23 protein-coding genes and 1 pseudogene are annotated in these 22,149 nt (G+C 71.2%); 13 read left to right on the forward strand and 11 right to left on the reverse strand.

Features of this window, described 5'->3' with window-relative positions; translation table 11 throughout:
- Positions 1-16 precede the first annotated feature (16 nt).
- Together ACY0PA_RS38915 and tnpA are read right to left on the reverse strand one after the other, a co-directional pair.
- The gene (locus ACY0PA_RS38915) at positions 17-3,232 is read right to left on the reverse strand and encodes an alpha-L-rhamnosidase (protein WP_473082060.1); all 3,216 of its coding nucleotides are present in this window, start codon (positions 3,230-3,232) and stop codon (positions 17-19) included.
- Positions 3,233-3,558: 326 nt separating this feature from the next.
- Positions 3,559-3,780: pseudogene (gene tnpA, locus ACY0PA_RS38920) on the reverse strand (IS200/IS605 family transposase); the annotation flags it as partial.
- Positions 3,781-3,879: 99 nt separating this feature from the next.
- Here tnpA and ACY0PA_RS38925 point away from each other — a divergent pair.
- From ACY0PA_RS38925 to ACY0PA_RS38940, 4 genes are all read left to right on the forward strand, one after another.
- Positions 3,880-4,902: a LacI family DNA-binding transcriptional regulator gene (locus tag ACY0PA_RS38925; protein WP_473082061.1), complete on the forward strand. Its 1,023-nt coding sequence runs from the start codon at positions 3,880-3,882 to the stop codon at positions 4,900-4,902.
- 59 nt (positions 4,903-4,961) lie between these two features.
- Positions 4,962-6,266, forward strand: a complete 1,305-nt coding sequence (locus ACY0PA_RS38930) for an alpha/beta fold hydrolase (protein ID WP_473082062.1) — start codon at positions 4,962-4,964, stop codon at positions 6,264-6,266.
- 86 nt (positions 6,267-6,352) lie between these two features.
- Complete coding sequence (locus ACY0PA_RS38935) at positions 6,353-7,111, forward strand: PIG-L deacetylase family protein (RefSeq protein WP_473082063.1); 759 nt, start codon at positions 6,353-6,355, stop codon at positions 7,109-7,111.
- A 60-nt stretch (positions 7,112-7,171) separates the two neighbouring features.
- Positions 7,172-8,041: an enoyl-CoA hydratase/isomerase family protein gene (locus tag ACY0PA_RS38940; protein WP_473082064.1), complete on the forward strand. Its 870-nt coding sequence runs from the start codon at positions 7,172-7,174 to the stop codon at positions 8,039-8,041.
- Positions 8,042-8,064: 23 nt separating this feature from the next.
- Here the strand turns inward: ACY0PA_RS38940 and ACY0PA_RS38945 are convergent, their stop codons facing one another.
- Positions 8,065-9,000, reverse strand: a complete 936-nt coding sequence (locus ACY0PA_RS38945; RefSeq protein ID WP_473082065.1) for an SDR family oxidoreductase — start codon at positions 8,998-9,000, stop codon at positions 8,065-8,067.
- 183 nt (positions 9,001-9,183) lie between these two features.
- On the opposite strand from ACY0PA_RS38945, the gene ACY0PA_RS38950 reads away from it, so the two are divergent.
- The 7 genes from ACY0PA_RS38950 to ACY0PA_RS38980 all read left to right on the forward strand — a co-directional run bounded on the left by ACY0PA_RS38950 (position 9,184) and on the right by ACY0PA_RS38980 (position 14,283).
- A complete protein-coding gene (locus ACY0PA_RS38950; protein ID WP_473082066.1) occupies positions 9,184-10,158 on the forward strand; it encodes an NADPH:quinone oxidoreductase family protein in 975 nt (324 codons plus the stop codon).
- A complete protein-coding gene (locus ACY0PA_RS38955) occupies positions 10,155-11,342 on the forward strand; it encodes an acyl-CoA dehydrogenase family protein (protein ID WP_473082067.1) in 1,188 nt (395 codons plus the stop codon). Before ACY0PA_RS38950 ends, ACY0PA_RS38955 begins: the two co-directional genes overlap by 4 nt.
- Positions 11,339-12,430: an acyl-CoA dehydrogenase family protein gene (locus tag ACY0PA_RS38960; protein ID WP_473082068.1), complete on the forward strand. Its 1,092-nt coding sequence runs from the start codon at positions 11,339-11,341 to the stop codon at positions 12,428-12,430. The genes ACY0PA_RS38955 and ACY0PA_RS38960 overlap by 4 nt, the downstream gene beginning before the upstream one ends.
- Positions 12,431-12,515: 85 nt before the next feature.
- Complete coding sequence (locus tag ACY0PA_RS38965; protein ID WP_473082069.1) at positions 12,516-12,728, forward strand: hypothetical protein; 213 nt, start codon at positions 12,516-12,518, stop codon at positions 12,726-12,728.
- Positions 12,729-12,892: 164 nt separating this feature from the next.
- Positions 12,893-13,750 carry a phosphatidylinositol-specific phospholipase C/glycerophosphodiester phosphodiesterase family protein gene (locus tag ACY0PA_RS38970; RefSeq protein ID WP_473082070.1) on the forward strand — a complete coding sequence of 286 codons (858 nt, stop codon included), beginning with the start codon at positions 12,893-12,895 and terminating at the stop codon, positions 13,748-13,750.
- A gap of 116 nt (positions 13,751-13,866) precedes the next feature.
- The gene (locus ACY0PA_RS38975) at positions 13,867-14,061 is read left to right on the forward strand and encodes a hypothetical protein (RefSeq protein WP_473082071.1); all 195 of its coding nucleotides are present in this window, start codon (positions 13,867-13,869) and stop codon (positions 14,059-14,061) included.
- A gap of 99 nt (positions 14,062-14,160) precedes the next feature.
- Positions 14,161-14,283, forward strand: a complete 123-nt coding sequence (locus ACY0PA_RS38980; protein ID WP_473082072.1) for a hypothetical protein — start codon at positions 14,161-14,163, stop codon at positions 14,281-14,283.
- 37 nt (positions 14,284-14,320) lie between these two features.
- Here the strand turns inward: ACY0PA_RS38980 and ACY0PA_RS38985 are convergent, their stop codons facing one another.
- From ACY0PA_RS38985 to ACY0PA_RS39005, 5 genes are all read right to left on the reverse strand, one after another.
- Entirely contained in the window at positions 14,321-15,553 is a 1,233-nt protein-coding gene (locus ACY0PA_RS38985; protein WP_473082073.1) for a phosphodiester glycosidase family protein, read from the reverse strand.
- Positions 15,554-15,627: 74 nt separating this feature from the next.
- Positions 15,628-15,987 (reverse strand): DUF779 domain-containing protein, encoded by a 360-nt coding sequence (locus ACY0PA_RS38990; RefSeq protein WP_473082074.1) that lies wholly within the window; start codon positions 15,985-15,987, stop codon positions 15,628-15,630.
- Between the two features lie 115 nt (positions 15,988-16,102).
- Positions 16,103-16,774, reverse strand: a complete 672-nt coding sequence (locus ACY0PA_RS38995; RefSeq protein WP_473082075.1) for a dienelactone hydrolase family protein — start codon at positions 16,772-16,774, stop codon at positions 16,103-16,105.
- A 194-nt stretch (positions 16,775-16,968) separates the two neighbouring features.
- Positions 16,969-17,523, reverse strand: coding sequence for a hypothetical protein (locus ACY0PA_RS39000; protein WP_473082076.1), 555 nt, complete (start codon positions 17,521-17,523; stop codon positions 16,969-16,971).
- 128 nt (positions 17,524-17,651) lie between these two features.
- On the reverse strand, positions 17,652-17,837 hold the full coding sequence (locus tag ACY0PA_RS39005; protein ID WP_473086570.1) for a helix-turn-helix domain-containing protein: 186 nt from the start codon (positions 17,835-17,837) through the stop codon (positions 17,652-17,654).
- 424 nt (positions 17,838-18,261) lie between these two features.
- Here ACY0PA_RS39005 and ACY0PA_RS39010 point away from each other — a divergent pair, with 424 nt between their 5' ends.
- A complete protein-coding gene (locus ACY0PA_RS39010) occupies positions 18,262-18,855 on the forward strand; it encodes a dihydrofolate reductase family protein (protein ID WP_473082077.1) in 594 nt (197 codons plus the stop codon).
- Between the two features lie 120 nt (positions 18,856-18,975).
- Here ACY0PA_RS39010 and ACY0PA_RS39015 read toward each other — a convergent pair whose 3' ends face one another.
- The 3 genes from ACY0PA_RS39015 to ACY0PA_RS39025 all read right to left on the reverse strand — a co-directional run bounded on the left by ACY0PA_RS39015 (position 18,976) and on the right by ACY0PA_RS39025 (position 21,278).
- A complete protein-coding gene (locus ACY0PA_RS39015) occupies positions 18,976-19,392 on the reverse strand; it encodes a thioesterase family protein (RefSeq protein ID WP_473082078.1) in 417 nt (138 codons plus the stop codon).
- A 51-nt stretch (positions 19,393-19,443) separates the two neighbouring features.
- A complete protein-coding gene (locus ACY0PA_RS39020; RefSeq protein WP_473082079.1) occupies positions 19,444-20,247 on the reverse strand; it encodes an FUSC family protein in 804 nt (267 codons plus the stop codon).
- Positions 20,248-20,405: 158 nt separating this feature from the next.
- Positions 20,406-21,278, reverse strand: a complete 873-nt coding sequence (locus tag ACY0PA_RS39025; RefSeq protein WP_473082080.1) for a hypothetical protein — start codon at positions 21,276-21,278, stop codon at positions 20,406-20,408.
- A 222-nt stretch (positions 21,279-21,500) separates the two neighbouring features.
- Between ACY0PA_RS39025 and ACY0PA_RS39030 the strand changes: the two genes are divergently transcribed.
- Positions 21,501-22,133, forward strand: a complete 633-nt coding sequence (locus tag ACY0PA_RS39030) for a DUF1345 domain-containing protein (protein WP_473082081.1) — start codon at positions 21,501-21,503, stop codon at positions 22,131-22,133.
- Positions 22,134-22,149 lie beyond the last annotated feature (16 nt).

The following is a 22,149-nucleotide window of genomic DNA, read 5'->3' on the forward strand; positions in this document are numbered from 1 at the left end:
TCAGCCTCGCGGTCCGTCAGGTGGAGAAGCGGTAGGTGCCGGACGCCGCCGCGAAGACGGCACAGCCGTCGTCCATGCGGAGGAACGTCGCCGCGCCGTGGGCGACCTTGGCCGCGTCGGACGCGGGGATCCACACCTCGGCGGACGTGTTGGCCGGCACGGTGAGCTTGAGGCGGAAGCCGCCCGAGTCCACCGACCACTTGGTGCTGATCGGCCCCTGGACGGAGTCGTAGCGCCCCTCCGCCCGCGTGATCCCGCCACCGGGCCGTGGCCGCACGAGGATCTTGCGGAAGCCCGGCTCGGCCGGTGCGATACCGGCGATGTTCGCGTACATCCACTCGCCGACCGAGCCGTACGCATAGTGGTTGAAGGAGTTCATCCCGGCGTCCTGGAAGCTGCCGTCCGGCTTGATGGAGTCCCAGCGCTCCCACATCGTCGTCGCGCCCTTGTCGATCTGGTAGCCCCAGCTGGGGAAGGACCGCTGGACGAGCAGCCGGTAGGCGACGTCGGTGTGACCGGCCGCGGTGAGGACCGGCAGCAGGCGCGGAGTGCCGAGGAACCCCGTCGACAGGTGCCAGTCCTTCGCCTTGATGAGAGCGACGAGACGGTTGGCGGCGGGACCCCGGTCGGCCTCCGTCAGCAGGTCCATCGACAGCGCGAGCACGTACGCGGTCTGCGTGTCGCCCTTCACCTTGCCGCCGTCCGAGACGTAGGCCGCGCGGAACGCGTCGCGCACACTGCCGAACAGCGACGTGTACGGCGCCGGGTCCTTGCCCAGCGCCTTCGCCGCCCGGGCGACGAGGTCGGCGGCGTGGGCGAAGTAGGCCGTCCCGATGACGTCCTTGGGCGTCTCGTCCTGGAGGTTGAGCCAGTCGCCGAAGCCCTCGGCGGGGCGCAGGAAACCGCTGCTGTGCTTCTCCAGGTAGTCGAGCCACTTCAGCATCGAGGACCAGGACTCTTCGAGGACACGCGTGTCGCCGTACGCCTGGTACAGCGCCCACGGGACGGTCACGCCCGCGTCGCCCCAGCCCGCGACGCCGTTGCCGACGCCGGGCATGTCGGGGGCCACGTTCGTGAACGCGCCCTCGTCGCTCTGGCCGTCGCGCAGGTCGCCCAGCCACTTGGTGAGGAAGCGGGCCGACTCCATGTTGTAGGCGGCCGTCGGCGCGAAGACGTTGATGTCGCCGGTCCAGCCGAGCCGCTCGTCGCGCGCCGGAGTGTCGGTGGGGATCGAGACGAAGTTTCCGCGCTGTCCCCAAGTGATGTTCTGGTGCAGCTGGTTGAGCATCGGCACGTTCGTCGAGAAGTCCATGGTGAAGGGCGCCGATGTGTGGATGACCCGCCCCACGACAGCGTTGAGTGGGGGCTTGCCGGGGTAGCCGGTCACCTCGACGTAGCGGAAGCCGTGGAAGGTGAAGCGAGGCTCGTACGTCTCCTTGCCACCGCCCTTGAGGGTGTACGTGTCCGTGGCCTTCGCCGTCCGGAGGTTGGCGGTGTAGATCGTGCCGTCCGGGTTGAGGACCTCGGCGTGCCGCAGCCGTACGGTGGTGCCGGCCTTCCCGGCGACGGTGAGGCGGACCGCGCCGACCATGTTCTGGCCGAGGTCGTAGACGAACACGCCGGGCTTCGGCTCGGTCAACTTCCGTGCGGGCAGCTCGCGTTCGAGGCGGGTGGGACCGCCTGCCTCGGCCACGAGGGCGGCGCTCACCTTGTCGACGGCGGTGGCCGCGACCCAGCCGGAGTCGTCGAACCCGGCGCGCGTCCAGCCGTCGGTCTCCAGACGCGCGTCGTACTCCTCGCCCGCCATCAGGTCGGCCTCGGAGACGGGCCCGGTCGAGGCGCGCCAGTCCGTGCCGGACAGCACCCGCTCGGTCGAACCGTCGGTGTACGTGACCTCCAACTGGGCCAGGAACGCGGGCCGTTCGCCGTACTGATGCGGACCGAACCAGGCGATGTTCCCGGCGTACCAGCCCGCGGCGACCGTCGCCCCGAGCGCGTTGGCCCCGGACTTCACCAGCTTGGTCACGTCGTACGTCTGGTACTGGACGCGCTTGCGGTAGTCCGTCCAGCCCGGCGCGAGCCGGTCCTCGCCGACCCGCTCGCCGTTGATGTGGGCCTCGTACAGGCCGAGCGCCGACGCGTAGAGGCGCGCCCGCTCGACGGACCTGCCCTTGAGCTGGAACTCGTGGCGCAGCTGGGCGGCGGGGGAGTGTGATGGCGCGACCTTGCCCCAGGGGCCCGACCCCCACTTCGCGAGCGCCTTCGCCGCCTTCCACGAGGAGTCGTCGAACCCGGCCGATTTCCAGTCACCGGCTGGCTCCTGGTCGGCGGCCTTCCAGTCGGCGCCGGTGACGAAGGTCTTCACCCCGTCCTCCGTCGTCAGCTCCAGGAGGCCGAGGAGGCCGGCGGGGCTATCCGTGGCGTTGACGGCAGAGACGGCCAACACGGCGGTACCGGCACGGAGTTGGGCGGTGACGTCGACGACGGCGGGGCGGCGCCAGTTCTCCGCCGGGCCGTCCGGGTCGGCGTGCGCCACTTCGGTCCCGTTCACGTACGCGGTGTAGCCGTCGTCGGCGGTCATCACCAGGCGGGCCCGGGTCAGGCCTTCGGGTACGTCGGCACGGCCGCGGAAGTAGCGGGTTCCCGCCGGGGCGCCGGCGGCCGGGTCGCCCTCGGGGAACCAGGTCCAGGAGGCGTCGTCGAGCGAGGGCGTCCCGATCAGCGCCGCGGGCGCGCCGATCCACCGGGCCGACCAGTCCGACGCGTCGGTCAGGCCGGTCTCCCACCAGGACGGCTCGCTCCACTCGGAGGCCCTGCCCGTGGTGTCCCAGACCCGGACCGACCAGTAGTAGCGGGTACGCGCGGCCAGGGCGGGGCCCGCATAGGGGACGAGGGTGGACTCGGGGGAGTCGACCTTGCCGCTGTCCCACACGTCGGGATCGCCGATGCGGTCCGCGGTGGTGGCGACGCGTATTTGATAGGCGCTCTGGGCCCGGCCCGGTTCGTCCGACTCCAGGGGCCAACTCAGCCTGGGATGGGGCACGTCGAGGCCGAGCGGGTGCCTCACGTACTCGACGGTGGGCGCGCTCACGCGCACGGCCTTCGTGGCTCGAGCCCCTGCGGCGGCTCCCGAGGCGGGCGCGGCCTGCGCGGCTCCCGGTGCGGCGGAGGCGATGGCCGTCCCCAGGGCGGCTGTAGCGGTCGTGCTGAGCAGTCGTCTTCTGCTGATCACACTCGGCTCCTACGACTCGGGTCTGAATCGTTTCAGGGATGGAAGCTAGAGTGACGAAAGTGGCCTGTCAAGGGTTTGTCGCGGTGCGGCAGAGGGATCAGAGATTTCCACGTCCTCACCATTGACGCCGCTGTTGGTGCGGGACTAGCTTCCGTGCAGTCTGGTTGAAACCTTTCATAGTCAGCTCCTCAGACCCGATCGGTGCCATTCCCATCCTTCTTCGTCGGAGGGGATCCCCGCCTTCAGGCGGGGAGGGATACGATCCCTGGCCCTGCGGCGCGGAGCGTCGCAGCGTCGCTCCGGAATGCTGCGCCAGCGGCCCGTGCTCAGTCGGGCCGCTTCTGGTTCTCGATGTAGTCCTTGACCACCTGGAGTGGTGCACCACCACAGGATCCGGCGAAGTAGGAGCCGGACCAGAACCGGCCGGGCATGATCGCCCGGTTCGTGCGTCCGGTGAACTCCTGCCGCAGGCGGCGTGAGCTGACGCCCTTGAGTGAGTTGACCAGGTTGGAGAGGGCGACTTTCGGCGGGTAGTGCACGAGCAGGTGCCGCCGTCCTACGAGTCCCCCGTCCCCGCAGCCACCAGCGCGTTCACGGGTAACCTGAATCATTCCCGTCGCTCATCGCCCCATGGAGGTCCTCGCCCGATGGCCCAGTCGGTGGGTATCAAGGACGTCGCCCGCGCCGCCGGAGTCTCCGTCGGCACGGTCTCGAACGTCATCAACCGCCCGGACTCCGTCGCCTCCGACACCAGGGCCCGGGTCCTGTCAGCAATCGACCGGCTCGGCTACGTACGCAGCGAGTCGGCGCGCCAGCTGCGCGCCGGCCGCAGCCGCATCATGGGGCTGCTCGTCCTCGACATGGGCAACCCGTTCTTCGTGGACGTCGCGCGCGGCGCCGAGCGTGCCGCACGCGAGGCCGGGCTCGGCGTCATGGTGTGCAACAGCGCGCAGGACCCCTCCGAGGAGGCCGAGTACCTCTCCCTGTTCGCCGAGCAGCGCGTGCGGGGCGTGCTCCTCACCCCGGCCGAGGCGAGCGGCCGCAACATCGAGAGCTTCCGCCGGCACGGCATCCCGTTCGTGCTCGTCGACCGCGTAGCCGAGGGCACCTCGGAGTGCTCCGTGTCCGTGGACGACGTCACCGGCGGCGCTCTCGCCGTGCGCCACCTCGTCGACGCCGGACACCGCAGCATCGCCTACGTCAGCGGTCCGCCCGCGCTCAACCAGGTCAAGGACCGCCGCACCGGCGCCCTCCAGGCCCTGGCCGAGGCGGGACTCCCGGCCGGAGCGCTGCGCGAACTGCCCACGGAGCGGCTCGACGTCGCGGCGGGACGCGACGCCGGGGCCCGCCTGCTCGGCCTCGCCGAGCGCCCCACCGCCGCGTTCTGCGCAAACGACCTGCTCGCCCTCGGCGTCCTCCAGGCGATGTACGCGGCCGGGGTACGGGTCCCCGAGGACATGGCGATCGTCGGCTACGACGACATCGAGTTCGCGTCGGCCGCCACCGTGCCACTGACCTCGGTGCGCCAGCCCGCCGTCACCATGGGAGCGATGGCCGCCGAACTCCTCCTGGAGGAGACGGAACCCGCGAGCGGCGAGCCCCACCGCCACCGCAGGGTCGTCCTCCAGCCCGAGCTGGTCGTACGGGGGTCGAGTCTGGGCTCGCGCTGACATGTGCTGAACTGAGCGGACACCGCACACCGTATTCCGAACGCCGCCCAGGAGCCTCCTTGACGACCGCCACATACCGCCAGCCCGGTGTCGTCCTCACCGACCGCCGCTTCTCAGTGCCGCTCGACCACGACCACCCCGAGGGCGAGAGCATCGAGCTGTTCGCCCGCGAGGCGGTGGCCATCGGCAAGGAACACGCGAACCTTCCGTGGCTCCTCTACCTCCAGGGCGGCCCCGGATTCGGTGCCAACCGCTTCTCCGGCAAGCAGGCCTGGCTCGGCCGGGCGCTCCAGGACCACCGGGTGCTCCTCCTCGACCAGCGCGGCACCGGCAGCTCCACCCCGGCCAACCGGCAGACGCTTCCGCTGCGCGGCGGCCCGCGCGAACAGGCCGACTACCTCGCGCACTTCCGCGCCGACTCGATCGTCCGCGACTGCGAGGCGATCCGCGGCGAGGTGACCGGCGGCGCCCCCTGGACCGTTCTCGGCCAGAGCTTCGGCGGGTTCTGCGCCACCCGCTATCTGTCGACGGCCCCCGAGGGCCTCGCCGCCGCCGTCATCACCGGCGGCCTGCCCACGCTCGACGGCCACGCGGACGACGTCTACCGCGCCGCGTACCCGCGCATCGAACGCAAGGTCGCCGCCCACTACGCGCGCTACCCGCAGGACGTCGAACGCGCTCGCCGCATCGCCGAGTACCTCGCCGAGCACGAGCCCGTACTGAACGGCGGCTACAAGCTGACCGTCGAGGCTTTCCAGTCCCTCGGCATCCTGCTCGGCGGGACCGGCGGCAGCGACCGCCTGCACTACCTCCTCGAGGATGCCTTCGTCCGCACGCCGGGCGGCGTCGAACTGTCCGACGCCTTCCAGGAGGACGTACAAGCCACGCTCTCCTACGCCGGACACCCGCTCTACGCGGTCATGCACGAGGCCGTCTACGGGCAGGACGACCGGCCCACGAACTGGTCCGCCGAGCGCGTACGCACAGAGTTCCCCCAGTTCGACGCCGCGAAGACCCTCGACGGTGACGGGCCCCTGCTCTTCACCGGCGAGTCCGTGCACCCGTGGATGTTCGACTGCGACCCGGCCCTGCGCCCCCTGCGCGAGACCGCCGAACTCCTCGCCGCCCGCACCGACTGGGCCCCGCTCTACGACCCCACGCGCCTGGCTGCCAACGAGGTGCCGGCCGTCGCCGTCGTCTACCACGACGACATGTACGTAGACACGGACCACGCCATGCGCACGGCACGCACCATCAAGGGCCTGCGCACATGGGTCACCGACGAGTTCGAGCACGACGGTCTGCGGGCCGGTGCGCCGCGCGTCCTCGACCGGCTGCTCGCGATGGTGCGCGGAGACGTCTGAGAGGGCAGGGGCGGGGGAGGTGAGACGGCCTTCCCCGCCCGGCGAATACCCCGCACCGCGGACGGCGCCGCATTAGTGTGCGGCCCATGACCGAGCCGAAGATCCAGACCGCCGCCCCCGGCCAGCTGCAGCCCATGCCCGAGGACTGGCAGCGCGCCCTCGCTGTCGTGGCGCACCCGGACGACCTCGAATACGGCTGCTCCGCGGCGATCGCCGCCTGGACCGACGGCGGACGCGAGGTCGCGTACGTCCTCGCCACCCGCGGAGAGGCCGGCATCGACACCCTCGAACCCGCCAAGTGCGCACCCCTGCGCGAACAGGAGCAGCGAGCGAGCGCCGCCGTCGTCGGCGTGGACACCGTCGAGTTCCTCGACCACAAGGACGGCGTCGTCGAGTACGGGACCGCGCTGCGCCGCGACATCGCCGCCGCGATCCGCAGGCACCGGCCCGAACTCCTCATCACCCTCAACCACCGTGACACGTGGGGCGGCGTCGCCTGGAACACCCCCGACCATGTCGCCGTCGGCCGGGCCACCCTCGACGCGGCGGCGGACGCGGGCAACCGCTGGATCTTCCCCGAGCTGATCGAGCAGGGCCTGGAGCCGTGGAACGGCGTGCGCTGGGTCGCCGTCGCGGGCTCGTCGTCGCCCACGCACGCGGTCGACGCGGCGCCCGGTATCGAACGGGCCGTGCGCTCCCTGCTCGAACACCGCACGTACATCGAGGTGTTGACGGACGAGGACCCCGAGGCCTACTGCCGCTCGTTCCTCACCGGCAACGTCCAGGCCGCCGCGGAGCGCTTCGGCGGCACACCGGCCGTACCGTTCGAACTCTTCAGTCGGTAGGGCCCGTCGCCTACTCTGCGCCTTCTGATGACTCGTCAGGATGGTGGGGGTGGTGGCGGGATGATCGACACGACGAGCAACGAACTTCCCGACGAAGGCGAGGGCGAAGGCGGGGGTGGGGGTGACGGTGCGCGGCGGCTCCGGCTGCACGTCGAGGAGGGCGGCATCGGCGTCCTCACCCTGTGCCGGCCGGAGAAGCTGAACGCCTGGAGCTGGGAGTCGAGCCGTCAACTCGGCCTGCTCGCCGACCGGATCCGCTTCGACGACAGGATCCGGGTGGTGCTGCTGCGGGCCGAGGGGCGGGCCTTCTGCGCGGGCATCGACATCAAGGCGCCCGGCGGCGGGATCACCGGGCGCTCGGGGTCCGAGCTGACGCGCAACTACTACGAGGGCATTCGCTGGGTCCATGAGCGGTTCCGTGCGTTCGCCGGCCTGCCACAGCCCGTCGTCGCGGCCGTCCAGGGCTACTGCCTCGGCGTCGGGTTCGAGCTGGCGCTGATGGCCGATGTGCGGATCGCGGCCGACGACGCGGTGTTCGCGCTGCCGGAGGCACAGCTCGGGGTCGCCGTCGACGCGGGCGGCGATCTGCGGATCGCGCGCGAGGCGGGCGCGGGCTGGGCCAAGTACCTCGCGCTGACGGGCCGCCGCATCGACGCGCGGACGGCGCACAGGCTGAACCTGATCCAACAGGTCACCGGTGCGGGCGAGTTGGAGGAGTCCGCCCATGCGCTGGCCGCGGAGATCGCGGCCAACGCGCCTCTCGCCGTGCAAGCCGTCAAGCGCGACATCGACGCGTTCGCGGACGCGGGCCTCGCGGCCGCACTCGACCGCGTGGCGATGAGCGCGGCGTTCACCCTCACGTCGGAGGACATCAGGGAGGGGTACACGGCGAAGACGGAGCGGCGCGAGCCGCGCTTCGACGGAATGTAGCGATCGAAGGTGACGGTCGCCCTTCACGGTCCCTCCTGGAACGGCCCCCTCCCCATCTGCTCCCGCACGGTCACCACAGGCGGGCTCACCAGCCCGCGTCGCTGCCAGTTCGCCCCGTCCACGACGAGCGTGTGACCGCTGATGAAGCGGGCGTAGGGGGAGGCGAGGAAGGTGGCCGCCCAGCCCAGCTCACGGGGCGCGCCGACACGCAGGGCGGGCTGCCGGGCGTCATGCTCACCGAGACCCGCCTCCAGGCTGAGGTTGGCGCGGATGTCCCCCGTCATGTCCTCGTGCGGCATGAGCCCCGGCACGAGGCCGTTGACCTGGATCCCGTACGGGCCCCACTCCACGGCCAGCGTTTCCACCAGGTTCTTCACGCCCGCCTTGGCCGCCGCGCTGTGGGCGAAGCCGGGGCCGCCCGTCCACGCGTAGGAGGCGCCTACGGCGATCACTGAGCCCGGCGTGCCCGCCGCGAGGTGTCTGCGGCCGAACTCGCGGGTCATGTAGAAGGTGCCGTTGAGGGTGATGTCGACGACGGTGCGCCACGCGTTCGGGCTCATGTCCTCGGCGGGTACGGGGAAGTTGGCGGCCGCGTTGTTGACGAGTACGTCGGGGGTGCGCCCGTGCGCCGCCTCCGCCGTGTCGAAGACCTCGGCGATGCGGTCCGGGTCCCTGATGTCGCAGACCGCGGCCGTCACCGTGCCGCCGTCGCGGCTCACCTCCGCCAGTTCCTCCAGCGTGGGCTCCAGATGCGCGGCCCGGCGGCTCGCGATCATCACGTCGGCGCCGAGCCGCGCGAACTCGGCGGCGACGGCCTTCCCGAGACCCGTCCCGCCGCCCGTGACCAGGACCAGGCTTCCCCGGTACGTTCCCGGGGGGAGCGCCGTCGTGCCGGCCGGGGGAGGAGCAGGCAGCCCCCGCGGTGTCGTCGCGCGGGCGGGGCCGGTCGAGTCCGTCATGCCGTATCGATACCGCGTGGACGCCGAAAGCTCCATGCCTGCGACAGCGCCTGCGGCAGCGTCTGGGACAAGCCCGCGACGGCGTGCGCGAAAAAGGGTCCCAAGCCTGTTCCCAGATATCCAAGCGACCGCTTAGTATGCGAGCGAGCCCGGTAAGACGAAGAAGTCCCGTGGAGGCCCCGCATGCAGGCATGGCAAGTGCACCGGAACGGCGAGCCGAGCGAGGTGATGGAGCTCGCCGACGTCGAGCGGCCCGTCCCCGGGGACGGCCAGGTCCTGCTCAGGGTGCGCGCGGCGAACATCAACTTCCCGGACGCGCTGATGTGCCGGGGCCAGTACCAGGTGCGGCCGCCGATGCCGTTCACGCCCGGCGTGGAGATCTGCGGCGAGACCGAGGACGGCCGACGCGTGCTGGCCAACCCCGCGCTGCCGCACGGCGGCTTCGCCGAGTACGCCGTGGCGGACGCCGCCGCCCTGCTGCCCGCGCCCGACGCGCTCGACGACGCCGAGGCCGCGGCCCTGCACATCGGCTATCAGACCGGCTGGTTCGGCCTGCACCGCAGGGCGCACCTCCAGGCGGGCGAGACGCTCCTCGTGCACGCGGCGGCCGGCGGCGTCGGCAGCGCCGCCGTCCAGCTCGGCAAGGCGGCCGGCGCCACCGTCATCGGCGTCGTCGGCGGCGAGGAGAAGGCGAAGGCGGCCCGCGATCTCGGCTGCGACGTCGTCATCGACCGTCGCGCGCAGGACGTCATCGCCGCCGTGAAGGAGGCCACCGGCGGCCGGGGGGCAGACGTCATCTACGACCCGGTCGGCGGCGAGGCGTACACGCAGTCCACGAAGGTCGTCGCCTTCGAGGGCCGGATCGTCGTCGTCGGATTCGCGAGCGGCACGATCCCGAGCCCCGCCCTCAACCACGCCCTGGTGAAGAACTACGCGATCCTCGGCCTGCACTGGGGCCTGTACAACACCAAGGACCCGAAGCTGGTCGCGCACTGCCACGAGCAGCTCACCGAGCTCGCGGCGCGCGGCGCGATCAAGCCGCTGATCAGTGAGCGCGTGCCGCTCAGTGGCGCGGCAGCGGCCGTGCAGCGCGTCGCCGACGGCGTCACCACCGGCCGTGTCGCCGTGGTGCCCGGTCACGAGGGGGCGGGCGCATGACCGACGCCGCCGAACTGCGCCGCCGCACCCAGGAGTTGCTGGCCGCGTATCCGCCCGCGATCACGGACCGTACCGACTTCCTGAAGGCCCGCTTCGACGCCGGGCTCGCGTGGGTGCACTACCCGCAGGGCCTCGGCGGGCTGGGTCTGCCGCGCTCGCTCCAGGCCGTCGTGGACGCCGAACTCGCCGTGGCGGACGCCCCGGACAATGATCCGCGCCGCATCGGCATCGGCCTCGGCATGGCCGCCCCGACGGTGCTCGGCTTCGGCACCGACGAGCAGAAGCGGCGCTTCCTGCGCCCGCTGTGGATCGGCGAGGAGGTGTGGTGCCAGCTGTTCAGCGAGCCCGGCGCAGGCTCCGACCTCGCGGCCCTCGGCACCCGCGCCGTGCGCGACGAGGCCACCGGCGACTGGGTGATCAACGGCCAGAAGGTGTGGACGTCCGGCGCGCACGCCGCCCGCTGGGCCATCCTCATCGCCCGCACCGACCCGGACGTGCCCAAGCACCGCGGCATCACGTACTTCATCTGCGACATGACCGACCCGGGCGTCGAGGTGCGGCCGCTGCGGCAGATCACCGGCGAGGCAGAGTTCAACGAGGTGTTCCTCACCGATGTCCGCATCCCGGACGCGCACCGCCTCGGCGAGATCGGCGACGGCTGGAAGGTTGCGCAGACCACGCTCATGAACGAGCGCGTGTCGATCGGCGGCTCCCGTATCCCGCGCGAGGGCGGCATGATCTCCGCGGTCGCGAAGACCTGGCGGGAACGCCCCGAGGTGCGCACCCACGACCTGCACCAGCGGCTCCTGAAGCTGTGGGTCGAGGCCGAGGTCGCCCGCCTCACCGGCGAGCGCCTGCGCCAGCAGCTCGTCGCGGGCCAGCCGGGCCCGGAGGGCTCCGGCATGAAGCTCGGCTTCGCCCGCCTCAACCAGGAGATCAGCGGCCTGGAGATCGAACTCCTCGGCGATGAGGGCCTGTTGTACGACGACTGGACCATGCGCCGGCCGGCCGTCGTCGACTTCCTGGCCCGAGACGCCGGATACCGCTATCTGCGCGCGAAGGGCAACAGCATCGAGGGCGGGACGAGCGAGGTCCTGCTCAACATCGTCGCCGAACGCGTCCTCGGACTGCCGTCCGAGCCGCGCACCGACAAGGACGTCGCCTGGAAGGACCTCGCGCGATGAGCGATCTGCTGTACACGGACGAGGAAGAGGCGCTGCGGTCCGCTGTGCGCGCCCTCCTTGCCGCCCACTGCGACGCCGCGTCGGTGCTCGCCCGCGTCGAGACGGACGAGCCGCACGACCGCGCGCTGTGGAAGTCCCTCGCCGAGGGCATGGGGCTCGCGGGTCTGCTGATCCCCGAGGAGCTCGGCGGCCAGGGCGCGACGCACCGCGAAGTGGCCGTGGTACTTGAGGAGTTGGGGCGCTCCGTCGCCCCCGTTCCCTATCTCACCAGCGCCGTCGTCGCGACCGAGGCGCTCCTCGACTGCGCGGGCGACGTGGCCTCCGCGCTGCTCGGCGCGCTCGCGTCGGGCCGCACGGTGGGTGTGCTCGCCGTGCCCCTGTCGGCCGCGCCCGGCCAGGCCTTCACCGGTGTACGGGAAGAGGGTGGCCGGCTGGAAGGGCAGGTCACCGGCGTCGCCGACGCGGCGGCGGCCGATGTGCTCCTCGTACCGACGAGCAGCGGCCTGTACGCGGTCGATGTCACCGACGACGGCGTCACCGTCGAGGCACGGACGTCCCTCGACCCCACCCGGCCCGTCGCCACGGTGACCTTCACCGGTGCACGCGCGCGTGTGCTGACCGACAACGCCGTTCCGGCCGTCCGCCGCGCGCTGCGGGCCGGAGCGGGACTTCTCGCGTCCGAGCAACTCGGCCTCGCCGACTGGTGCTTGACGGAGACGGTCCGCTACACGCGCGAGCGCCACCAGTTCAACCGGCCCGTCGGTTCCTTCCAGGCGGTGAAGCACCGGCTCGCCCAGGTGTGGCTGGAGGTTGTCGGCGTCCGCGCCGCGGCCCGCAGCGCGGCGGACACCCTCGCCGCCGGGAGCGATGACTCGGACGTCGCGGTGGCCGTCGCCCAGGCGTACGCGGGACCCGCGGCTGTCCACGCGGCGGAGGAGGCGCTCCAGCTGCACGGCGGCATCGGCATGACCTGGGAGCACCCCGTCCACCTCTACCTCAAGCGGGCCAAGGCCGACTCGATCGCGCTGGGTTCCGCGGGCAGGCACCGGGAGGAGCTGGCCGAGCTGGTCGACCTCCGGGCGCCCTGACGCCGGGTCCGACGCCGGGTCTGACCCCCCGGGGATTTGCCTTCCCTTGACGAGATGACGTTATCGCGCCCGTTCGCAATATGAGTTGATCTTCAAGAGGGGTGGGCATGGTGGTCAGGCCGGCGCGGTGGCGGCGGCCGCCCCGGCCTGTTCGGCGCCCGGCGGGCGGCTGCTGCCCGCGCTTGCCGCCGCCCTGCCGAAGGTGAGCGCCGGCGGCCGCACGTACACGTACCAGCTGCGCGACGGCGTGCGGTCGGTGGAGTGGGACGCGCTGGGCTCCGCCGGAGAAGACAGGTGAACGAGGGGCGGTCCGACCCCCCGCCCGGCAGCCCGTCGTTCACCCTGAGCACACAGGTGAACGCGGCATGCAGGTCCGGCCAACTCCCTCCCCGGTAGCTCCCATTGAGACGTACGGGACCTCATACTCGCTGAGGCCCGTACGGCACTCCCCGGGAGGAACACATGGCCCACCTCACCCGTCGCAGAGCCCTCGCGACCCTTGCCGCGGCGGTCACCGCGACCGTCGCCGTGCCCGGGTACGCACAGGCGTCCGAGCGGGGACGCGGCCCCCGCCCCCTGCTGCGCGCCCACGCACACAACGACTACGAGCACCCCCGGCCCCTCCTCGACGCCCTCGACCACCGCTTCGCCAGCGTCGAGGCGGACATCTACCTCGTCGACGGCGAGCTCCTCGTCGCGCACGACCCGATCGACCTCGACCCGAAGCGCACCCTCGCGGCGCTTTACCTGAAACCGCTGGCAGCCCGAGTCAGGGCCAACCACGGGTCCGTGTACCGGGGTTACCGCACGCCGCTCCAGCTCCTCGTCGACATCAAGACCGAAGGCGCGGCCACCTACCTCGAACTGGACCGCCAACTGCGCGGCTACCGCAACCTGTTCACCACGTACGCCCACGGCCGCGTGCGCACCGGCGCGGTCACCGCGGTGATCTCCGGGGACCGCGCCGCCCGCGAGCCCATGGAGCGGCAGCAAGCGCGCAGCGCGTTCTACGACGGCCGCCTCACCGACCTCGGCGCCGCCGCGCCCGCCTCCTTCACTCCGCTCATCAGCGACAACTGGGCCAACAACTTCACCTGGCAGGGCGCGGGACCGATCCCGGCCGCGGAGCGCGAGAAGCTGCGTTCCCTCGTGTCGGCCGCCCACCAGGAGGGCCGCCGCGTCCGCTTCTGGGCGACGCCCGACGTCGCGGGACCCGAGCGCGACGCCGTGTGGGGCGAGTTGCTCGCTGCCGGCGTGGACCACCTCAACACGGACGACCTCGCGGGTCTCGAAGCGTTCCTCGACGCCCACGAGAAGTAGGCGCCCGCCGCCACATCACTCGTTCGGCGGACACGTCACTCGCCCGGACGCAGCCTCCACTACGCCACACTTGCGGCCGAAGGCCGCGGTGTTGGCGTGGCGGAGGAGGTTCGGCGATGTCCCTGTCGATTTCGGTCGTGCTGCTGCTTCTGATCCTGGCGGTGGTCTTTCTGCGCAACGGCGCAATGAAGATCTCGCACGCGATGGTCTGCGTGCTGCTGGGATTCCTGCTGGCCGGCACGAGTATGGCGCCCACATTGCACAACGGCCTGACGGCTACGGCGGAGATCGTGAGCAGTCTGCATCCTTGATCCATCGGCGTTGCCCACGGGTCCGTTGATCGTTTCGGGTTCGTGAACAACGCCCGTGTGCGCACGGACACTTCAAGGGTGTGGCCTTAGCTTCGCGCCATGACGAGCAGAGCTCTGAGCCGTGCCCTCGCCCTGACCATGACGATCGCCGCGGCCGTGTCGCGTACCCCGCCCAGGCGGACGACACCCCCAAGGCGCCCGGCGGCGGAGGGCTCCGAGTAGCCCTCCGGGACGTGATCCTGTCCGTGTGAGCGTGGGCTCAGCGTCGAGAGAAGACCCCGATCCCGTTCGCCACGGCGCGCTCCGGGGGGTCCGTCGGGTGGTTTCTCACGGTGGTCGTCGCGGCGCCCGGGTCCCTCGTGACCAGGGTGGACGATCCGCCGCCGTCCAGGCTGAACGCGTCGTCCGCGCCCAACCTGCGCATCGCGTCCGCCACTTCCGCGATGGTCAGGCCGGTGCGGTACTGCGGGGCGCCGTCCAGGGCCAGGAGGAAGAGGTGGCGGCCGTCTGCCGTGGCGCCCGCGGCGGTGCGGACCGCGGCCGTCTTCGCGTCGAGGCCAGGCAGCGGTGCGCCGTCCCGCAGTACGGGGTAGCCGCCGACCGCGAACTGGTAGGGAACGTGCGATGTCGCCGCCACCAGGCGGTGCCTGATCTGGACGCGATCGCCCGTCGACAGCTTCCGCAGCTCCTGCGCGCCCGCCTCGCGCCCGACGAGGACGGTGGTGCCGGACGCAATGGACCCGCTGCCGGGTGTGTCGGCCGATGACACGACACGGCCGTGCCGCACCGTCACCTCGTACGTGTCCGTGCTGCACGGCGCGGCCCGGTTCGTGTCGGTGCCGCACGTGGCGCGCACCCGCGACACGGCGCCCCAGTCGGAGGTGAACGCGCCGACCGAACCGACGGGCAGCGCGTACTGGTTGAGGCCGCCGAGCGGCAGCCGTCGCCCGTCAGCGCTGACCGAGCCGTCGAGGGCCATGCGGTCGAGCCGGACGCGGTGGTCGACGCCCACGCCGAGCACGTCCTCGGTAGTGGTGCCGGGCGGGAGCGCGGGACCGAAGCGCTGGCCGTTCGGTACGGCGGCCTTGAGTGTCCGGCCGCTCGCGACGGCCGGACCGACGGAGGCACCGGTGGCCTCTACGCCGGGGTGCTGGGACTCGGTGATGTTGAAGAAGTCGCCGTTGACGCCGCCGACCGCGCCGCTCTCGTCGGCCAGCGAGGAGACGGTGGCCCGTCCGCCGACCGCGTCCGGGTGCAGCAGATCGACCCGTACGCGTGCGTCGCGCAGATCGACGCTCAGTACATGCGCGTGCGTCAGGCCCTTTGCAGCGGGGATGTCGAACTCCTCGTACGTGACGCCCGGGGCGATCGAAGTGCCGCCGCCCTCCGCGCCACTGGCCGGCGCCGCCCCAGCGAGGACGGTGCCGGCCAGCGCGCCGAATGCGGCACAGGCCGCGAGGGCCGATCTGTAGCGTCCGTCGCGATGTCTCACGTGACCCCCAGCTGTCCGCGTAACTCACCCCTGTCACAAGGGAGTTCACCAGACGCAAAGGGTCGCGTCGATGGCTAGGAGCCGACCAGCCGGGAACGGATCAGGAAACGTACACCTTCGGGTGCTTCCAGGGAGAAGCCGCTGCCACGGCCCTCGACGACGTCGACGATCAGCCGCGTGTGGCTCCACACCTCGAACTGGCTCTTCGACATCCAGAACGCGACCGGCTCCGCGACACCCTCCACGGTCAGGGACGCGAGCCGCACATCGCTGCCACCCGTGCGGAACTCGCCCTCCGGGTAGCACATGGGGGCACTGCCGTCGCAGCACCCGCCGGACTGATGGAACATCAGGGGCCCATGGGCCGTACGCAGCCGCCGCAGCAGATCGGCGGCCGCCGGGGTCAGCTCCACACGCGGGGCCTCGTCACTCACGGCAGGCTCCTTCCGTAGTCTCCGTAGTCCGGTGTCGCGGAGCCACAGTCAACTCCGCGCTACGTTGCAGGAAGGTTGCGCCGCGCGTCACTCCCCGCGTCACGCTCCGCTGCATCTATGAAGCCTCTGAAACCAGCCGTTCGCGAAGGAAGGACACGACGCGTTCGCGGGCGGTGAGCGCCGGGTTGCCCGGCCCTTCGCGCACCTCCGCGGTGAGCACCGCGTACGCGGCCTTGGCGAAACCGCCCGCGTTGCCCGGCGACGAGTCCAGTTCGATGACCTCGAACGCGTCACCGAGATGCTCGCGTAGCGTGCGGAACCGCTGGGCGGGCACCGCCCTGTCCTCGCTGAAGCGCAGGCCGAGCACGCACAGGCCGGATTCCTTGGAACGGCTGACCACCGTGTCGAACTCGGCGCGGGACAGGCCCGGGTCGACCCGCCGCGCCCCGCTGACAGGGAACGGGACCGACGGCTGGCTGAGCACCGGCGCGAGCACGACGTCGTCCACCGCGGCGGCGAGCGCGAAGCCTCCCGTGAAGCACATGCCGATGACGCCGACCCCCGGCCCTGGAGTGCGCGCCGCGAGGTCGCGGGCCAGCGCGCGCAGATAGTCCGCGATCGGCCGGCGCGCGTTCGTGGCGAAGGCGCGGAACTCGGAGGCGACACAGAGCCGGGTCAGGACCTTGAGGGCGTAGCCGACGGACTCCTCGCGGCCCGGCTCGCCGAACGGGGACGGGATCGCGACCGTGAACCCCTGCTCCACCAGATGGTCGGCGAGGCCGAGCACGGCGGGCGTGATGCCGGGGACCTCGGGATCAGTACGACGCCGGGGCCGCTGCCCTTCTCGTACACGTCGTACGTCAGCCCGCCGCCCGTGAACGGAGCCTTCTGCCAGCCGGTGAGATCAGAGGTCGGCGCCGAACCGGTCACGAGGCTTCTCCTTGGGCTCGAGTGAGTAACGAGCGGGCGTGGCCCACGATCTCACGCGGCGAACGCCGAGATCTTCAGGGTGTCCGCAAGGACCTGCCACACCGCCAGAGCGACGAGCCCGCTCACCACACTGCAGCCGTTGGTGCACATCGTCGCCTCGTCGTACCAGGCGCGCACGGTCAGGAAATGCATGCCGAGGGTCCGCGAGAAGGAGAACCGGATGTGGAGACCGTCCCCGAGGCTGTGTCCCGGCAGCGTGGTGATCTGGAAGTAGGTCCTCCCGACGCGCTCGACGGACACGGGGTTGTGGCCCACCAGCGAACACTGATCGCCCTGCCGCACCGAACCCCGGCAGCCGCCGCTCACCGGGAACAGCCAGAAGTGGTGCGTGAGCTGGGACCGGACGTCGTGCGGGGTGGTGAAGGGATGCAGCCCGAGGGCGAAGTTGTACTCGTACAGCCAGTTCACCCCGGAGCACGGGTACGCGTCAGTGCCGCACTCCGCGCGGCGGCTCTCGGCGTGGGCGGCGGGCACCTGCGGTCCTGTGACGAGGACGCTCCCCAGGACGACCGCCAGCACGGCCCGCGCCCACGTGCGACGCCGCATGCGCACTCCCTATGTCCTCACGGCCTGATCATCCTCGTAAAGCACCATAAGTCGGAGGATATAGAGGCGGGCGACGCGCTGTGCCAGTCGGCCCAAGGGGCGCGGCGGTCGGCGCAAGGCCCGCTCGCTCAGGAGTCCGTCAGTTGTCCGGGCCGGCCCAGGCGGATCGCGCGAGGTGTGGCGCCCCACCAGTGACGGCAGCGGCGGTTGAGGGCCGACTGCTCGGAGAGGCCGAGGAGCAGGGCGACCTGGCCGAGGGGGAGGTCGGTGCTGGTGAGGTAGCGGTGGGCGGCGGTGCGCCGCTCCTCGTCGATGACCTAAGCGGCCGCCGGACTGGCGGCATCGGCCTGCGGAGCGCCGGTAAGACCAGAACCCGTTCTGGCGCAGCGCAAAGAAACAGGAAGTCACGGAATCCCGGCCCCAACGGCGGAAACAAGATCCCACCGACCATTGCCTGGCATTTGGTATACCGGTTAGCTCATCGTCCTCGCGGCAGGCATCTACATCGATCGCCCTGCGCATCCGCAACAGGGGACCCGCAACGCTACGCCCGGCTGACCAACACATCGACGTCGAGAAGGACTGACATCGAGGTCCCGGTAGTGAGCCACGCGGGCGGTGCGGACGCCCGCCTACCTCACCCGTCGGGCGATGAGCCCCGGCGGCGTGCCCGGTCTATGTATGTACGGCGGAGGCCAGAAGCCCTCGCGGCACATATCGGAACACCTGGGAGAAGTGATGGGCACCGTAGTGATGCACAACGTCGTCTCCGTGGACGGCTTCATCGCCGACTCGGAGGATCAGGTCGGCCCCCTTTTCGACTGGTACGCGAATGGCGACGCCGAGATCGGCGCGAACGACAAAGTGTCGGTGTCCAAGGTCTCGGCCGAGTACGTCCGGCCGATGTGGGCGAGCATCGGGTCGATGGTGATCGGGCGGCACCTCTTCGACATCACCAACGGCTGGGAGGGGGCGCCGCCGGCGGGGGAGCACGTGGTCGTGGTGTCCCACCGGCCCAAGCCCGAGGGCTGGCATCCCGAGGCGTCCTACTACTTCGTGGACGACGTGGCGCAAGCGGTCGCCAAGGCCAGGGAACTCGCGGGGGACCGCACCGTCGCCGTCGCCGCCGGCGAGGTGGGCGGGCAGGCGCTCGCCCTGGGTGTGGTGGACGAGGTGGCCATGGACGTCGTGCCCGTCGTCTTCGGCTCGGGCAAGCGGTACTTCGGCGCCGTCGACACCCAGCATCTCCTCGAGGACCCCCACGTGGTGATCCAGGGCGACCGCGTACTGCACCTCCGTTACAAGGTCCGCCGCCAGGGTCTCAAGAGGTGAGGACGGAAACGACTCGGTTGGTTCCTCCTGCGACGCCAGCGGGGTCTGGGTGTACGCGAGCACCCAGCGGAGCCGCTGATCGCGCGTGGAGAGCATGCGCGTCCGGATGAGGGGGAGGAGTCACCAGGGATGGCCCCCACGCGTCGGTCGCTCTCGCGCACCCTGATTGATCCCGGAGCCCTGGTCCGACGCCCCTGCGAGGAAGCGTCGCCGGTCGACGATCGCCCGGTCGATCTCACCCGTCGCGACCAGCTTCCCCGTACTGTCCAGGGCCCGCACGAGGAAGGTGAGTCGTCGGCCTTCCGCCTCTGCGGGCGGTTCCGCGAGGACGTCGACCCAGGTACCGACCCGTGTGGCACGAAGGTGCTTGATGCGGACACCGGTTCCTACCGTCGTCCGGCCCGGCGTCGTGAAGGGCGCAGCGGCCCGGACGGTGGCCGCCTCCATCCACGCGATCAACCACGGCGTGGCGAGAACGGGCAGGTCACCGCTCCCCACCGCCAACGCGGTATGGGCATCGGACACCTCGTGGCGCATCACACCACGCTAGCCCGAGGTCAGAGGCTCGCGCGCGTCGGGCGTCAGTCGTCAGCGCTCGTGGTGGAGGCGCTCCAGCAGGACGTAGGCACGTTGCTCGGCGGCGGCGAGTTCGGCGGGATCGATCCCCGCCGGCCACAGTTCTCCCGCGGCGGCGTCGTCGGCATCACGCAACTCGACCACTGCGAGCACCAGTTGGACCTGCACCTCGGGGAGCTGGGGTCCCGATCCTTCGGCCAGCGACAGTTCCGCGTGATCGGATGCCTGTGTGCAGGCGGCCAGCGCACACTCGACACGCAGCGCGGCATGGTCGTGGACGACCAGAAGCGCGCAGACGAGCCCGACGACGATGCCGAGCACGCTGCCCAGCACACGGTCGGCGACGAGTTCCCCGGCAGGGGCGGGCGCGGCCAGGTCGCTCATCAGCAGGGCCAGCGGGGTGAGAAAGACCACGCCCAGCCCGTAGTTGCGCGGGACGAAGTATTCAAGGAGGAATTCGAGCAGCACGATCACGCAGGCGAGTGCCACCGGCCTCGGGTCTGTGGCGAGCACACTGAGTGCGAGGAGCAGGCCGATGACCGTGCCGAGGGTGCGCTGGACGGCGCGCTGGGCCGTGGTGCGGAGGTTGACGGAGTGCAGCACGGCGGCGGCGGAGATCGACGCCCAGTAGCTGTGCTCAAGCCCCCCGGCCACGGCCAGCCCGCCCGCGATCCCGGTGCCCAGGACCATCCGCACCGCGGGAACGGCGAGGACAGCCCGGTGTTCGGGGCCGCCGGCGCGTCGCCCCATCAGAAGTTCGGTGGCACGCCAGGCGACAGGTTGGCCCGGTCCGGTGGCGGGGGCCATGGGAGTCATGGGCGGGTCCTCGCTGCCCTGCGCCGCCGAAGACGGGAGCGACAGCTCGGGCAGAAGTGCCGGCGGTCGCCGGCGTCGCTCGGTGAGGACACGAGCCTGCCTGAGCAACTGCTCCGCCGTCGCGGCGGGGTCGACTGGCGCTCTGCGCGCCGAGCTGATCAGCGCTCGGTGAGGACACGAGCCTGCCTGAGCAACTGCTCCGCCGTCGCGGCGGGGTCGACTGGCGCTCTGCGCGCCGAGCTGATCAGCAGCGACCACGACAGGTCGGTGAGGCGTACGAAGACTCCGTCCCGGCCGGCCTGGTGCCCCTGCGACGGAGGCGCGATACCGAGGGAGTGGTACGCCTGCAGCACCGCAACCGTCGTACGGTGTCGCGTCTGCCGTGCGTCTCCGCCCGGTCCTCCGGGTCCGGTCAGCAGGCCCGCGAGCTCACGCAGGGACCTGGCGACGGCGAATCTCTGCGGCCGGTCCGGGTGCACCAGCCAGCCGGACACCCCGAGTACCCAGGCGACCGCAGCCCCGGCCGCGGCAAGCCCGGTCTGCGGGAGAACGTCGGCGGTGGTGGGCGAGCCGTTGGCCGCCACCGCGAAGGAGAACAACAGCAGTACCGCGCCGAGCCCGCTCAACCGGGTCGCGTCACACGCCAGCTTCGCCAGCCCGGCGACCACCGCCGTCGCCGCGACCACGACGGCGGCGCCCCAGCCACCGGCTCCCGGACGAACCCACGCGGCGAGCGCCGATCCGCAGCCCACGCACGCCGTCATGGCCACCGCGACCAGCGCGAGAACGCGAGCACGGCGCGGGTACGGCAGGTTGCGCCCGAACGTCGTCGTGAAGGCGCCCAGCATGGCGTACACGGAGAGATCGGGCCGACCTGCGATCGCCACCGGCAGTGCCACCAGCGCCATCGCCAAGGCGCCGCGTACGGCGAAGAGAAGTGCCCCGTCCGCCCGCTGGAGCGCGAGTGAGCCGTGCGGGGAGAGCAGGCGCACCGCGCTGGCCACGGCAGGCCGCCAACCGTGCCTGGTCACGGTGGCGAGTGGGCGGCGGGAGGAAGGCATGTCCGGTATATACCACCGGCTCCGAGCGGGGTTTCTGATCTGAACGCAGCTGAGTCGAGCTGAGTCGAGCTGATTCGAGCTGATTCGGGCAGAGTCGGGCCGACTCGGGCAAAATCGAGCTGAATTCAGTCTGTGTCCCCGCAGCGGGCTTCGCCAGACTGGGCGGCGGCGGAAAGACTAGTGTGCGGATCTATGAGCACATGGTTGCCCTTGTCCGCGGTTCCCCGGCTCGGTGCCTCCGTGATTGCCGGTGGCGTGGTCGGGGCGATCGTCGGGGTGGCGAACAACGCTGCGCTGGGTGTTCTCGCCGGTATCGCCGCGACCGAACTGGTCTTCGTGCTGGCGGGCTGGGTGGTGCTGTGGCCGATGGATGCCAAAGCCACCCGGGCCAATGTCCGACGGGAGGACTTCCAGCCCATCACCGACGAGCTCGTGATCGTCGGTGTCGCCCTGTGTGGCCTGGTCGCCACCGTGCTGCTGCTCCTGCTCGGCAAATCGGAAAGCGGCCACGCCGCGGCGGCCGTCGCGCTGGGCGGCGTGTTCATGGCCTGGGCGGCGCTCCATCTGATGTACGCCACGCGCTACGCGTACCTGTACTACACGGCCTCCGGCGGGATCGACTTCAACAACGACGACCCGCCCGCCTACCGCGACTTCCTCTACTTCAGCTACAACCTGGGCATGACCTACCAGGTGTCCGACACCAACGTCTCGACCTCGACGATCCGCTCGGTGGTGCTGCGGCACTCGCTGCTGTCGTACGTGTTCGGCACCAGCATCCTCGCCACGACCATCAACCTCGTCACGGGAATCGTCACCGGCTGACATCCGCACGGCAGGA

Source organism: Streptomyces sp. DS1-CR2, assembly GCF_055760475.1.